Genomic DNA, 13,422 nt, shown 5'->3' with positions numbered 1-13,422 from the left:
CCGAGGACGGTGGGGCGGATGCCGGGATACCCGAAGCCGACATGGGTGGCGCCCTCGTGGTGGGCGTCGCCGCCGAATTCGCGGGCGACATCGCGGCGGCGGGTGACGGATCTGTGGGTGCGTGCGGCCCTGCCGCCCAAGCCTCGGGTCAAGGAGTTCGCCGCGGAGATGCGCGGATGGTCCGGTGTGCTCGGCGTGCTCGCCTGGGTGGCGGCGAAGTACAGTGCCCTGGCGGTATTCCTGGCCCGGGTGGACACCGAAGTGGACGAGCCCGGCGGATGGCTTGCCGTATCGCGACTGTATGCCGACCACGTCGACGGGCTGGCCCGGTTCACGGCCCAATTCGCCGCTGCCGCACATGAATACCGGCCGCAGGGCCTGCCCAACACGCTGGCCGAGACGATTCGCGGCTATCAGCTGCAGGTGCCGCGTGAGGTACGCGCGGCGATGGCCGGCCCCGCCGTTGGCGAGGTCGGCGGGGTGGTCGAGACCGAGGCGCAGGTGTGCCGGTTCCTGGCCGATCCGGACAGCCGCCACCGGGTGTACCACCCGTTGGCCATGCGTCGTTACGCGTCGATCCTGCTGATGAAAATGCCTGCGTTCGAAGGTGATCCGGGCGCGCTGGAATCCTTCGCCGCGGCAGTCGAGGCATTGCGGGCATTCGGTGAGCCCGATCGGCCGCGACCCGACCCGACCGAGGCGCAGCGCCGACATGTCGACGCACTGCTCACCGCACAGTTACGGGCCGACCTGCGCCTGCTCGACGACCCGTATCTCGACGAGGCGTATCGCCGGGCACGAAACACCATGCTGCGCTGGGCCGTCGACGGACGAGAGCTCGGCAATGCCGCCGTGCTGTACACGAAACTGCGTGCGGCCAGGCTGGACGGGCAGCGCACCGACCGGATCGTCGCGGACCATGAACAACCGGTCGCCGAGGTGGTCACGGTGCTCGAAACCGTCGACGAGCCGATGGATCTGCGCCGGATCGTCGATGCCGACATTCTGCGGCGCGCGGCGGCGGTCGTGCGCGAGGTGTCCGCACCCGGCCCGGACGATTGCCCGGACTGCTGGGAGAAGACGACCGCTCTCGCGATTCTGACCGACGGTGCGGCGCAGTCGGATACGACCGCAGTGGTGACCGCAGCATGGTCGGCGCAGCAGCCGTCGGGGCACCGTACCCGGCCGCGCGGCGCGGTGAGCGCGACCGCCACCGCGGCCACCGAACTCGTTTCGGCTCTGCTGTTCCTCGGGGCGTCGTCGATCGCGCAGACCGGCGATCTCCCCGATGTCTTCCGGGACGCGTCGGCGATCGGCCGGATGTCCAGCCGCCAGGCCGAGATCACGAACCTGTTGCGCCGCTATGGGTTCGACATCGATGGAGACGATCAGCAATGAGCGAGGAACAGGACGGGATACTCGTCGTCGAGGCCGACGGCGCGGTGAGCTGGTGGTCGCGTCGCGCGGCGGCGGTGGGGGAGGTCGATCTGACCATCGCCGCCGGGATCAGCGCGCAGACCGATGCCGCCCGGCCGGATATGTTGCTCGCCTGGGCGATTCGCCCCGCAGCGCAACCGGACCCGCTCGCCGTCGCGGTCGGCGATCCGGTGCTGGCCGAGGTGGTGGACGAGCTGCGGCGACACGGCGAGCGGGTGTGCACCTACCGGTGCCCGCCGCTGGTCCCGGTCTGGCGTCGGCGCGCATTGGTCGCGGCGATCGGCCGGTGGACGATGCGTCCGCTGCACAACGGCGCGTTCCTGCTCGACGAGGCGGTCGCGGAGAAAGACCTCGGCCATGAGGCGGTGGCCCGGCGGCTGTTCACCTACGCCGAGGCGGCGCTGCTCGACCTCGGTGAACGCTGTGCGTCGAGCGAGCTGTCCGGCAATGTGCTTCCACTGCTGCGCCGTGCGGCCACGGACGCGACGGTGCTCGGCGTAGGCGATGACGAGCTGGTCGCGACGTTGGCCGGCCTCGAGCGGGTCGACGACGAGGAATTGCTGCGGGTGCTCGGGCAGTGGAGTCAGACCAGCGGCGTCGCCGGCGCTGTACCGGTCGCGTCGGCCCTCGACGCGTCCGCTCCCGGGCGTGATGTCGACAGTTCTCCGCTCGACCCGGCCGTACTGCCGCCGCGAATCGTCGCCTGGCACGGCGCGCGGTCGAGCGAACTGCTGGTGGAATACCGGCGCTCGCGCGATGTCTTCGCGGTGAGTGCGGCGCTGGCCGAGCGGGTCGATCCGACCTGCCGCGAGCTCGGCGAACTGCTGGCGTACGCCGCCGACCCCGATACGGGCCGGGTGCTTTCCGTCGTTCCGGTTCGGGTGCAGGACCGAATGATTCGCGCCGAACTCCCGGCTCCCGGCGCCCGGATGGGCGCGGTGGCATTCGGGTTCTGCCGGGGCGATGTCGCGGCCGCCGCCGCGCGTTGCGTCCCGCTCGGGCGGGCGCTGGTCGACATCGACCGCAGCGTGCTGGACGGCTGGAATCAGCACCGCGCCGCGCTGGCGAAGTTGTCGGCGGCAGGTGACTCCGGCGGGCGTGCCCGGGCGGCCGGGGAGATGCAGTGGTTCGCCGCCGCGGCGTCGGTGCGCAACGCCCGCAGGCAGCTGCGTGATCTGCTCGAATCCGTCGCCGGATATGCGGATCAGGAGGTGATCGCGACCTTGCATGCCCGGCGCGCGGCGATCGACGAGTATCTGGCTCTGCTGGCCGAGCCGACCGGCGGCGATACCACCGAACTGCTTCTGGCCGAACTGATTCCGCCGGATCCGGAGGATATGTGAGTCCCGTGCGCGCACGGTTGCGGTCGAGTGCGCACGGCGGGGCCGGATATGAGCGGTGAGACCGAGGTGCTGTTACGGGCCGTCGATCGCAGGCACACCTATCTGGCATGGCGCTGGCTGGATCGTCCCGATGAGCCCGATTACGTGGTCGTCGATGGCGCCGCGGCGGCCGCCGCTGGTGCTGCCCTCGAATCGGCGCTGTTCACCCCGCTACGGGGCGAGACCGGCGCGGAAGCGGTGCACCGGGCCCTGGTCGCGGGGGCGTTCGCGGACCCTGATCGCGAACGGGCCCTGGCGCGCAGCCTGACCGACGCGTTCCTGCCGGATCGGCTGCGCGCGCAGATCCGGGACCGGTGGTGTGCGGGTGCACGAGTGCGGGTCCGGGTGACGCCCAGCCCACGGTTGGCCCGCGTGCCGTGGGAACTGCTCTGGATCGACGCGCGCCATCGCCTGATCGATGCTGCGACCGTCGTCCACGAACCGCCGGCGGTGGTGCACGCGGGTCGCGCACGGGCGCCGGAGAATTGGCAGGACGTGCGAGATCGGCCCGCCCTGCTCGTCATAGATCCTGAAGTCCCCTCGAGCGCTGCGGCATTCGGGTTGAATCAGGCGCTGTCGACAGGTTCTCTCGAACCGTTCGCGCAGCGGATCGGTGACTACATCGCCGCCGGGCGTGCCCGCGCCGATGACCGCGACTTGGCGATGGCACCGATATTCACCCGGCGGGATCTGGCCGAGGCATTGGCGATTCCGCGATCACGGCTGCTGTACTTCGGGCACGCCTCCGCCTCGCCCGACGAACCCGGCTCCGCCGCAGTCCATCTCAGTGATACCGCCGCGATCTGGGGGCTGGCCGCGCCGCTCGTCCGGCCCGGGAGCACACCGTCCGCCGGCGACCATCGCCCGTTCGCGGCCATCGATCTGTTGCTGGGAACCACAACGGGGGACGAACACGCGCGCCGAACCTATGGCATCGAGCCGCGCAGCGGTCCCGACCTGTGGCCGATGCCCCCGCGAGTCGCGCTCATCGCCTGTGAGAGCGGTGTCGACTACCGATCGGCCGAAATGTTCGGACTCGTCGTCGCGATGGTAAATGCCGGTGCGGCACTGGTGACTTCGACGCGATGGACGTTGCCGACCGACGATTCGCTGCGACAGCGGGCCGGGCGGGACCCCGCCACCCGCCCGACCACCGATCTGACGCTGCGGGTGGACGCGGCCCACGAGGAACCCGATCCGGTGGAGGATCTGGCGCGATGGCAACGCGCCCAACTCGCCGCGTGGTCGGACGGTGCGTGCGATGCCATGACGCCGTTGGTCTGGGCCTCGATCACCAATACCGTGGCGCCGAGGCGGCCGTCGGCGCATCGGCCGTGACCGCCTCGGCGGGTGCTGTGGATTCGGCGGACTACTACTCCCAGTAGCCGTCGTGATCGCCGCAGACCCACCCCGTGTCTCTGCACTTGCTGCAGTGCAGCGAGTCACCCAGGATGCTCTGTCCCGGGTGCCCCTTGCATGCCTGGCAGCGCAACAGCGGACGGTAACACTTGGTGCATTTCATGGGCCAAACCCTTTCGGAATTTCGGTGTGATTCCCCCGGTGACGTCGCCGAATTAAGCGTAGGTACGGCGCTTGCCCGGGACCATCGGCCGAACGGGGGACACCGGCGGCGGGCCGCATGAGCGGGGGATCGGTGTTCGTGGCGAGGACTTCGGTTCTCGCTCACGAGAGGAGATCCCCGATGAACGTAACTCCGACCGGCATCACCGGTTTCCCACCGGGATGTGACCGGGCGCTGGACGTATTCCACCGGGCAGCCGCACATGTACCCGCCTATCGAACCTTTCTGGCCGACAACGGAATCGACCCCGCCTCGATCCGCACGCCGGAGGACTTCGTCATGCTGCCCCCGGTGACCAAGGCTGCCTATCTGCACCGATTTTCACGTCGAACACTGTTGTGGGACAACGAGATCGAGCAGGCGGAAATCTGGTCGACGAGCTCCGGATCGTCCGGTGTGCCGTACTACTGGCCCCGGGCGGGAGTGTCCCTGGCGCACGCCGTGGACCTGTACGACCGCATCTTCCGATCGGGATTCGGCTCGCACCGGCGATCGACGCTGCTGGTCGTCGCCTTCGCCATGGGCGTGTGGATCGGCGGCACGTACACCTGCCGGACCGTGTCCGGACTGCGCGAGCGCGGGCACAAGCTGTCGGTGATCACGCCCGGAATCGACCGTGACACCGTGCGGGCCTGCATCGCCGAACTCGGCCCCGAGTACGAGCAGGTCGTGCTCGCCGGTTATCCGCCGTTCGTCCAAGACGTCCTCGACGGAGCGGATTCCGCTGTGCTGCAGCAGGATCTGAAGATACTGCTGGCCGGGGAGAGCATCACCGAGCAGTGGCGCGAGCACATTCTGGACCGCATCGGCGCGCCGGGCGACCCGGGGCGGATTCGCTCGATCTACGGCACCGCCGATGCCGGGGTGATGGGCCACGAGACCGCGACCACGATCACGGTCCGGCGGCTGGCCGCTGCCGACCGGCGGTTGGCCACCGCCTTGTTCGGCACGGACGAGGTCCTGCCGACGCTGGTCGAGTACGACCCGTCGATGCGGTACACCGAGATCGACGAACAGGGCCGTTTCCTGTTCACCGTCGACAACACCCTGCCGTTGATCCGCTACCGGATCAACGATGTCGGCCGGATCCTGACCGCCGGGTGCGTCGACGCCGCGTTGCGTGAGTTCGGCTATCGGACGCCGGTCGAAACCTCCACGCCCGAGTGCGGATTCCTGGTCTTGCGGGGCCGCACCGATGTGGCCGCGAGCTTCTACGCCGTGAAGTTGTATCCCGACAGCGTCCGCATCGCGCTGGCCGAGCCGGGGGTGCGTGAGTACGTGACGGGCAAGTTCGTGCTCTCTCGCCGCACCGGCCGAGAATTCGAGCAGATTCTCGCGCTCGCCGTGGAATTGCGCGAATCGGCACTTCCCGCAGCCGGTTTCGCCGAGATCGTTCGTGATCGGGTGGTCCGGGCGCTGATCCGGACCAACGGCGAGTACCGCCGTCTGCACGCCGAGCTGGACGTGGCCGCCGAGCCGGTCGTCGCCTTGGAACCGTTTGGCGGCAACGCATTTCGATACGACATCAAGCACACCTATGTGAGGAACGAACGATGATCGAGATTCTCGACCCGGCCCGCGACGGCGCACGCATCGCGGCGTGCCTGGAACCCGGCTCCGGCTACCGGTTCGTCGATGCCTGGGAGATCGCCGCGCACGAGTTGCATGCGATCGCCCCGGCTTCGCCGCCGCCGCAGGCGCGGTACGTGGTGTACCCATGGCGCCGCACGGTGGTCAAACTGCCTGCGCGAGAGCCTTTTCGGCAGCTGCGTACCACCCGCAACCGCTATCTGATCGATGATTCCGAACAGCGCCGGTGGTCCGGCGCGTTGATCGGGATCGCCGGGCTCAGTGTCGGCTCCTCGGCGCTGACGGTGTGCGCGCTGACCGGCGCGGGCCGGTTCCGGCTGGCCGATCCGGACCACCTGGGTGTCAGCAACCTGAACCGGTTGCCCGCCTCGGTCTGTGACATCGGCGTGTCCAAGACGGCCCTGGCGCATCGGCGGGTGCTCGAACTGGATCCGTACAGCGCGGTGACGGCGTTCCCACAGGGCTACCGCGCCGATACCGCCGAGCCGTTTCTCGGCACCGCGCCCGGCGACGAGCCGCTCACGGTGCTGGTGGAGGAGATGGACGATTTCGGGGCCAAGGTCGAGATCCGGCTGCGGGCGCGGGCGGCCGGGATCCCGGTGCTGATGGCAACGGACAACGGCGACAACGTGATCCTCGATGTCGAGCGTTTCGATCTCGACCGCGGCTATCCGCTGTTCCACGGCCGGGCCGGGAACGTGGCCGAATCGGCTGCCGCGATGAGTGATCCGCTGGTGCGGGCGCGCGCGGCGCTGCGGATCGTCGGTGCGGACATCACCCCGCGCACCCGCTACTCCCTGACCGAGGTGGGCCGCTCGCTGACGTCCTGGCCACAACTGGGAACCGCCGCGACGCTGGCCGGCGTCGCGGCGGCTTACGCGGCCCGGTTGGTGGTCTGCGGGAGCCCGCTGCCATCCGGCCGGTACCGAATCGACCCGGATCTCGCGCTGTGCGGCGAAGCCGCCCGGAGGGCGACCCGGTGGAACGAGATGGACGCCGAGGACTTCCTCGCCGTCATGAATCCGGCAGAGCCCACACAGGAGTGATCATATGACTTCCCACACGCCACCCTTCGACGGTGCGGACCGCTCGCAGCTCGTAGCGACTCGCGGCGAATCGCGGCACGTTGTCCGCCGCCACCAGTGTCGCGACGACGTTCGCGTGCACCTGCGCGGCGTCCGGCTCCGGCCGGATCGCCGTGACGGCGACGAAATGCTGTGTCCGGTCGAATATCTCGTGATTGCGCCGGGCGGCATCGATGATCCCGGCGACACCGGCGCACACCGCGCCGGGCATCGTGAGCTCGGCATCCGGGGTGTAGATATCGGCCAGGCCGGCGAAGTCCCCGGCGGCCAGGTACTGCCCGATGGCGGTGGCCAGATCGGTGAGTTCGGCGCGGTCGAGCAGCGCCTGGAGTCGGTGTTCGGACAAGGTCATGCGCACAAGGTAATGCGGCGGCCGCGATCGTGGAGGGGAGATCGGCGATGAACCGGCACACCCGGCTGCTCGCGACCTTCTGCGCTCTCACCGGCACGACCGGACCGGTGGTCCGGCGTGCCGGGGCGCGGGCCATTCTGCCGGAGGTCTTCGTACCGCGCTGGGCGCGCCTGGCCGCCGTCCCGCCGGAACACCTCGCCGCGCAGCTCGACGGGGTTCGGTCGTTCGCCGATCGGGAGTGGTGCGGATACTGGACCGGTATCGCTGAACATCATGTGGCACAGGCGCATATGCTGCTCGGGGAGCTGGCCACCGCCTCCGGCGTACCCCCGGTGGCGGTGACAGCGATGTCGCGTTCCGGTGATCGCTCCGGATCCGCTGTGCTCGCCGGTCTGCTCGCCCCGGCGGCAGAGTTCCTGGCCGATCGCGAATTGCCACCGACCACAACGGAAATCGAGCGGTTCGTGCGCACCCGGACCCCGGGTGGCGCGCTGGACGAGCGACTGCTGTGGGCGGTGCGTGCGGTCGCGGCCCTGCGCTCGGCGGTCGGATACCACCTGATCGCCGCGTGGCCGGGCCGCTCTCCGGCTCGCCTGCAGGCATATGTCCGGGCGCAGAACCTGTTTCGCGCCCTGGCCGAAGCGCTCGCCACGCCGCTCGGGGTCGACATGGGGGTCACCGACCTGGTGGCGGACGGTGAGCGGACCCGGCTGTGGACGATGTTCCCGGCCGGAAGCGACTGCCGTGCCACGGTTCTGGTCACCAATGGGCTCGACGGCTCGGCCTTGGAGCTTGTGCTGCCGCTGCTGCGGCACCGGAACTCCGGGCTCGGATTCGTGGTGATGGATCTGCCCGGCACCCATGCCGCGCGTCGGCCCATGTCGATCGAATCCGAGCGGGTCTTCGCGGCCGTGCTGGACCATCTCGCGACACACTCGCGAGTGGACGCGGACCGGATCGCCATGCTGGGAACGAGTTTCGGCGGTTACTGGGCGGCGCGCACGGCCGCGGTCGACCCTCGGCTGCGGTGCGCGGTGGCGTGCGGCGCGCCGACGCATCGCGGCTTCGGACCGGCAGCGGCCATCGGCGCCCCGGCGATCATGGTGCGCACATTGTGCGACATCGTCGGGGCGCGGGAGCCCTTGGGCACGGGCCGCGCCCTGTCGGCGTTGTCGTTGCGAAAGTTGTACCGGCACATCGCGATACCGTTGCTTGTGGTGGACGGTGACGCAGACGGCATCGTCGACGTGCGGGATTCGAGGGAGCTGGCTGCCGCCGCCCGGTTCGGCGAACTGCGCCTGTACGCCGGCGACGACCACTGCGCGATGGGCCATTTCGAGCAGTGGCTCGCGATGGCCGTCGCATGGATGCGAGAGGAGTTGGGGGAGCGGTAATCCGGCCGTCAGCCCTTGCCGAGTCCGTTGATCGTGAGCCCGGAGACGAAGGACGCGTTCTGCTCCGGGCTCGCGTTGCGGCGGGTGAAGCACCGCAACAGCAGTGTATTGGTGAGCAGCGCGGCCAGTTCTCCGGCCGGTTGGTCGTCGGCGAAGGTCCCGTTCTGCTGTCCCTGGGCGATGACCGGAGCCAGCAGACCGGGAAAACCCAGCTCCCGCTTGATCGATATCAACCCCTCGGGCTCGGCGTAGGTGTCGTGCGCGACCACGGCCATCAGCGCGTCCATCAGGGCGCGCTCCTGCACCACCAGCCGCGCGCAGCGCAGGAAATGCTGCTCGATGACGGTGATCTCGTCGCGCCCCAGGGCGAGATCGTCGTCGATGCCCTGGCGTAGCTGCTCGAACGCGGGTTTGAGTGCTCCGACGATGATGTGGGCCTTGGTCGGGAAGATGCGGAACGCGGCGTCGGCCGGGACGCCGGCCTCCGCGGCGACCGTCTCCACCGAGGTCATGAAGTAGCCCCGCTTGGTGAACTCCCGGCGCGCCGCATCCAGCAGTGCGGCGCGCGGCTCGGCCGGCAGTGCCCGGGTCCTGCTGCGCGACTGCGTGATCGCGGCCAGCGCGTCGTCGATGTGCGTGTGCCGCTGCGCGTTGCCGACCGAGGAATTCAGCACCGTCAGAATCGCGTCGGTGACCAGTTCCGGAGTGACCGTGCGCGGATCGGCGCGGTGGCGCAGCACCAGACCGTCTATCAGCGCGGTCAGCATTACGCCGAAACTCCTGGCGGTCACCGGTTTTCGGAAGGTCGCCCCGCTCTGGGCGAACAGCAGATCGAAGATGTCCAGGAGGATGGCGTCGCTACGGCGGTGTGCGGCGAGCATCGCCGCGGCGGTACGCGGCGTGGCCGGCCCGCAGGCGGCGGCGATGAGCCGGTGGGCGCTCGCCGCATCGTCGAAGACGCGGTCGAAATGCCGCTGCACCACCATGTCCAGCGCGCGCCGCCGATCGCCGTCCGCTGCCTCGAGGGCCGCGCGGACCGGCTCGCGGACGTCGACCGGCAACGGCGGTGCGGTCTCGAGCAGGCGGATGAGCACTTCCTCGACATACCGTGAGCGAGTGCCGAACTTGCGATAGAACGTCGCGTGCGCGGAGTTCGCCAGATTGATCACCTCTTCGGTGCGTAACCCGCCGTCGAGCAGCCGGTCGGGGTGCTCGATCGCGAGTGTCAGGCCGGTTTGCACCAGAAGGTCGGCGATGACTCGATCGTCAGCGGACATGCTGGTCCTTCCCCATGAGTGGACGCGGGGTAGGTTCACCCGCTCTGGGAAGTGATTCGGTCCGGTAGCCAGGTTGTTACGCGTCGCGTGAGACCGAACGCTCTCACGCGAGTCGTGTCGGTCCGGCGAGCGGAGTGATCTGACGGCCTGCCTGCTATTTCATGACTAATGCCTGCCGAATGGCATTGTCCGAGTGCGGTACTCGGAAGCAGAAGGGATCCGGCCATGAATCTCGCAGCCGACTACCTGGGTGAGTCGCTCAGTCGTTCCGTTCAACCGTCGTTGAGCCAACGGGAGATCGAGGTGCTACTGGCCTGGATCGCCAGTGATTCGAAGCTGGAGGTCGGTCGGCGACTGTACATCTCGCTGGGTACGGTCAACACCCACCTGTCCCGCATTCGCGACAAGTACGCCGCCGTCGCGCGGCCGGCCTCGACCAAGGCCGCACTGGTGGCCCGTGCCCTGCAGGACGGGCTCATCCGCATCGACGAGTTGTGATCCGAATCCCTTCCCGGACGGGAAGTCTCGACAGCGAGTATCGAAGATGACAGATCTGATTCAGGAATTCCGAGAGAGCCGCGCCCTGGCGCTGGAGGAGTTGTGGGAAGCTTGCCGAGAGAATCGGCGCGACCCGGCGAGCGAGGCCGACGCCATCCTCACCGGGGCACGTGAGTTGTTCCATTTCGCCTCGGACGGAAGAAAACTGGTCGAGCACCTGAAAGAGCTCGCCACCGGTTACGCGATCTACGGCTGGGCGAACTCGTCGGTCGCGTTGGAGGAACAGCCGTGGCATCGGATCGCGAAGCGGCTCGGCCTCCTGCTCGACGAGGATCCGCCGTATGTCCGGGACTGGTCGCGCGGCCCGATCGAGCCGCTGTTCGCCGCGGCGGTCGGCCGGTCGATCGATCTGGCCGAATGTGCCCGTGCGGCACGGGATGCCGCCGTCCGGCCGGATGGGATGGATCCCGTGAAACTGCTGTCCGGGACGGTCGTGCTGTTCCGGGAGGGGTGTCGGCTGCGACTCGAGCAGTTCGGAGCGTCCGGCGCGGATCGGCTGGCTGGGATTTTCGACTCGATCCGCGCCCGGGAGGATCTGGACCTGTCCATGCTGCCGATCGCCCTGACCTATTTCGGCGACGCGGGTCTGCGAACCCTCGATCTACTGGCCGCCGAATCCGATGCTCTCATTGCGGAATTGCGCGTCCGAGCCGACCGCGGTGTCTTCGACATCGGTTCCGACGACGCCGACCAGCTGCCGACAGAGTCCCCGTCACCCGCCCGGGATGTTGCCGAATCGACACCGGCGCAGGCAGTTTCGACGCCGAAGCCGGCGGCCGGTGCTGCTGTTCCGGACGCGCAGGAGGAGCCGGACGTCTCGCGTCGCGCCGAACGCGGTCTCGGGCAGGACATCATCCTGGGCATACTCGTGACCGTCGTGCTGGTCATGCTGACCGGCGTCGTGCTGACCGTGACACGCGGCCCGAGACATGTCGTCACCGCCGGCCAGGTGACCGCTTCGGCCCCGGTACCGCAGGCGGCGGCCCCGGCGGTGACTTCGACGCCCCCGGTCGATTCCGACACCGCCGCCGCCGACGAACTGCGCCGGATCGCGAACTCGGATCGGCCGGTCGTCGCCGCCCTGCTCGCCGACCGCTGGATCCCGCAACTCAGCACGAAGCAGCCCGGCCTCGTCGCCGATGGCCTCACCTGGGACAACGTCGCGATCCTGCGCGAGCACCGGGACCTGCGAGCGAAATATCCCGGCGTCCGATTGCTGTGGTCGGGTGAGTGGAGCACATTCAGTCGGCACAACTACTGGATCACCGTGGCGGGCACGACCTTTCCAGACCCCTCCGGTGCCAATGCCTGGTGCGACGGCAACGGTTTCTCCACGGACCACTGCTTCGCCAAACTGGTCAGCAGCACCCACCCGGTCGAGGACAGCACCGTGTACCGGGGCGGCTGAGACTGCTACCCGAACAGTACGGGCAACGCGGTGGGGGAGCGGAAGACCTGGCCGCGGATGTGCGGATCGTCTGCCTCGGGGTCCAGCCGCAGATTCGGCAGTCTGTCCAGCAGCTTGTCCAGGGCCAGTCGCATTTCGGTGCGGGCCAGGTGGATGCCGAGGCAGTTGTGCGGCCCCTGCCCGAAGGACATGTGCGGGCGCGGCGTGCGGAAGATGTCGAACTCGTCCGGGTCGTTCCAGCGGCTCTCGTCGCGGTTGGCCGCGGCGAGCATCAGCATCACCGTGGAACCCTTCGGAATGGGCACGTCGTGCAGGACCGTACTCGTGGTCGCCATGCGGGTGATGTTCAGCAGCGGTGTCTCGTACCGGACCGCCTCCTCGACCGCGCGGGGGATCAGCGCCCGATTCTCCCGCAGCGCCTGGAGCTGATCCGGACGAGACAGCAAGGTGTACAACAGATTTCCGGTCGAACGATAGGTCGTCTCGATCCCGGCGGGCAGTAGCAGTCGCAGGAAGGAGAAGATCTCCTCGTCGCTGAGCCGTTCGCCGTCCAGTTCGGCCCGGGACAGATCGCTGATGAGATCCTCGCGCGGTTCACGGCGACGTTCGGCGAGGATGTCCGCGAGATACGCCTTGACCTCCTGTGAAGCGGTGACGGCGCGTTCGCGGTTCGAGTGGAAGCCGAGAATCGCGATCGACCAGCGCTGGAACTGCCGCAGATCCTCCCGTGGCAGCCCCAGCATCCCGGCGGTCACATGGGTGGGGAACGGAAATGTGAACTCGGTGACCAGATCGGCGTGGCCGCGGCCGGCGAACCGGTCGATCAACTCGTCCGCGACCGGGGCGATGAGCCGTTCCTCCCAGTTCGCCAGGGCCTTCTGCCGGAACGCGGTGGACACCAGTGCCCGATAGCGGCGGTGTTCGGGATCGTCCATCCCCAGAATGATGTGCTTGCCCATGATGTCGCCCATGAGCATGTCGATGATGTGCGCCGAGGAATAGGTCGCACCGTCGCGCAGCACGGTGAGGATGTCGTCGTAACCGTAGACGAAGAACACCGCCGCATCATCGGCGTGCGGCATATTCGAGGTGTCCAGGCGCTGTACCGGATGTGCTCGACGGGCCGCGGCCAGTTCCGGATACGGGTCGCGGACATCGCCCGCGACGTCGTCGTCGAATACCTCGAAGGCGGTGTCGTCACCGGCCTCACGCTCCTGCTCGGCCGAGCTCTCGACCTGGTCCGCGGCGGCCTTGGCGTGTGTGTTCACGAACCCTCCTCGGGTAAGACCAAATATTCGTTCCGAAGCGTACTGAGCCCGGAGGGGTGGGTCAACACCCGTGAGTACCGCTTTATGTT

At 68.5% G+C, this 13,422-nt stretch carries 11 protein-coding genes; 8 read left to right on the top strand and 3 right to left on the bottom strand.

All coding sequences use genetic code 11. The features are described from left to right. Window positions 1-18: 18 nt before the first annotated feature. The 5 genes from NV1_RS30545 to NV1_RS30525 all read left to right on the top strand — a co-directional run bounded on the left by NV1_RS30545 (window position 19) and on the right by NV1_RS30525 (window position 7,037). Window positions 19-1,398: a hypothetical protein gene (locus NV1_RS30545; protein WP_157117466.1), complete on the top strand. Its 1,380-nt coding sequence runs from the start codon at window positions 19-21 to the stop codon at window positions 1,396-1,398. Continuing rightward, window positions 1,395-2,780, top strand: a complete 1,386-nt coding sequence (locus tag NV1_RS30540; RefSeq protein ID WP_067899240.1) for a hypothetical protein — start codon at window positions 1,395-1,397, stop codon at window positions 2,778-2,780. Before NV1_RS30545 ends, NV1_RS30540 begins: the two co-directional genes overlap by 4 nt. Window positions 2,781-2,828: 48 nt before the next feature. Then, on the top strand, window positions 2,829-4,157 hold the full coding sequence (locus NV1_RS30535) for a CHAT domain-containing protein (RefSeq protein WP_067899238.1): 1,329 nt from the start codon (window positions 2,829-2,831) through the stop codon (window positions 4,155-4,157). Between the two features lie 364 nt (window positions 4,158-4,521). Further along, window positions 4,522-5,958, top strand: coding sequence for a phenylacetate--CoA ligase family protein (locus NV1_RS30530; protein WP_067899235.1), 1,437 nt, complete (start codon window positions 4,522-4,524; stop codon window positions 5,956-5,958). Then, window positions 5,955-7,037, top strand: a complete 1,083-nt coding sequence (locus tag NV1_RS30525) for a ThiF family adenylyltransferase (protein ID WP_067899232.1) — start codon at window positions 5,955-5,957, stop codon at window positions 7,035-7,037. The genes NV1_RS30530 and NV1_RS30525 overlap by 4 nt, the downstream gene beginning before the upstream one ends. Here the strand turns inward: NV1_RS30525 and NV1_RS30520 are convergent. Further along, window positions 7,006-7,428, bottom strand: coding sequence for a nuclear transport factor 2 family protein (locus NV1_RS30520; protein ID WP_067899229.1), 423 nt, complete (start codon window positions 7,426-7,428; stop codon window positions 7,006-7,008). The two genes, NV1_RS30525 and NV1_RS30520, sit on opposite strands and share 32 nt — an antisense overlap. Before the next feature lie 47 nt (window positions 7,429-7,475). Between NV1_RS30520 and NV1_RS30515 the strand changes: the two genes are divergently transcribed. After that, on the top strand, window positions 7,476-8,822 hold the full coding sequence (locus NV1_RS30515; RefSeq protein WP_067899226.1) for an alpha/beta hydrolase family protein: 1,347 nt from the start codon (window positions 7,476-7,478) through the stop codon (window positions 8,820-8,822). An 8-nt stretch (window positions 8,823-8,830) separates the two neighbouring features. Here the strand turns inward: NV1_RS30515 and NV1_RS30510 are convergent, their stop codons facing one another. Beyond that, a complete protein-coding gene (locus tag NV1_RS30510; protein WP_245713999.1) occupies window positions 8,831-10,099 on the bottom strand; it encodes a TetR/AcrR family transcriptional regulator in 1,269 nt (422 codons plus the stop codon). A gap of 225 nt (window positions 10,100-10,324) precedes the next feature. Here NV1_RS30510 and NV1_RS30505 point away from each other — a divergent pair, with 225 nt between their 5' ends. Together NV1_RS30505 and NV1_RS30500 are read left to right on the top strand one after the other, a co-directional pair. Beyond that, window positions 10,325-10,597 carry a LuxR C-terminal-related transcriptional regulator gene (locus NV1_RS30505; RefSeq protein WP_067899224.1) on the top strand — a complete coding sequence of 91 codons (273 nt, stop codon included), beginning with the start codon at window positions 10,325-10,327 and terminating at the stop codon, window positions 10,595-10,597. A 46-nt stretch (window positions 10,598-10,643) separates the two neighbouring features. Beyond that, window positions 10,644-12,065 (top strand): hypothetical protein, encoded by a 1,422-nt coding sequence (locus NV1_RS30500; protein WP_067899222.1) that lies wholly within the window; start codon window positions 10,644-10,646, stop codon window positions 12,063-12,065. 5 nt (window positions 12,066-12,070) lie between these two features. Here NV1_RS30500 and NV1_RS30495 read toward each other — a convergent pair whose 3' ends face one another. Further along, window positions 12,071-13,333: a cytochrome P450 gene (locus NV1_RS30495; protein WP_084525992.1), complete on the bottom strand. Its 1,263-nt coding sequence runs from the start codon at window positions 13,331-13,333 to the stop codon at window positions 12,071-12,073. Window positions 13,334-13,422 lie beyond the last annotated feature (89 nt).

The sequence above is a fragment of the Nocardia vaccinii NBRC 15922 genome (assembly GCF_001613305.1).
GTDB lineage: Bacteria > Actinomycetota > Actinomycetes > Mycobacteriales > Mycobacteriaceae > Nocardia > Nocardia vaccinii.
The sequence above is the reverse complement of the archived record's forward strand: the minus strand, read 5'-3'. Positions and strand labels throughout refer to the sequence as shown.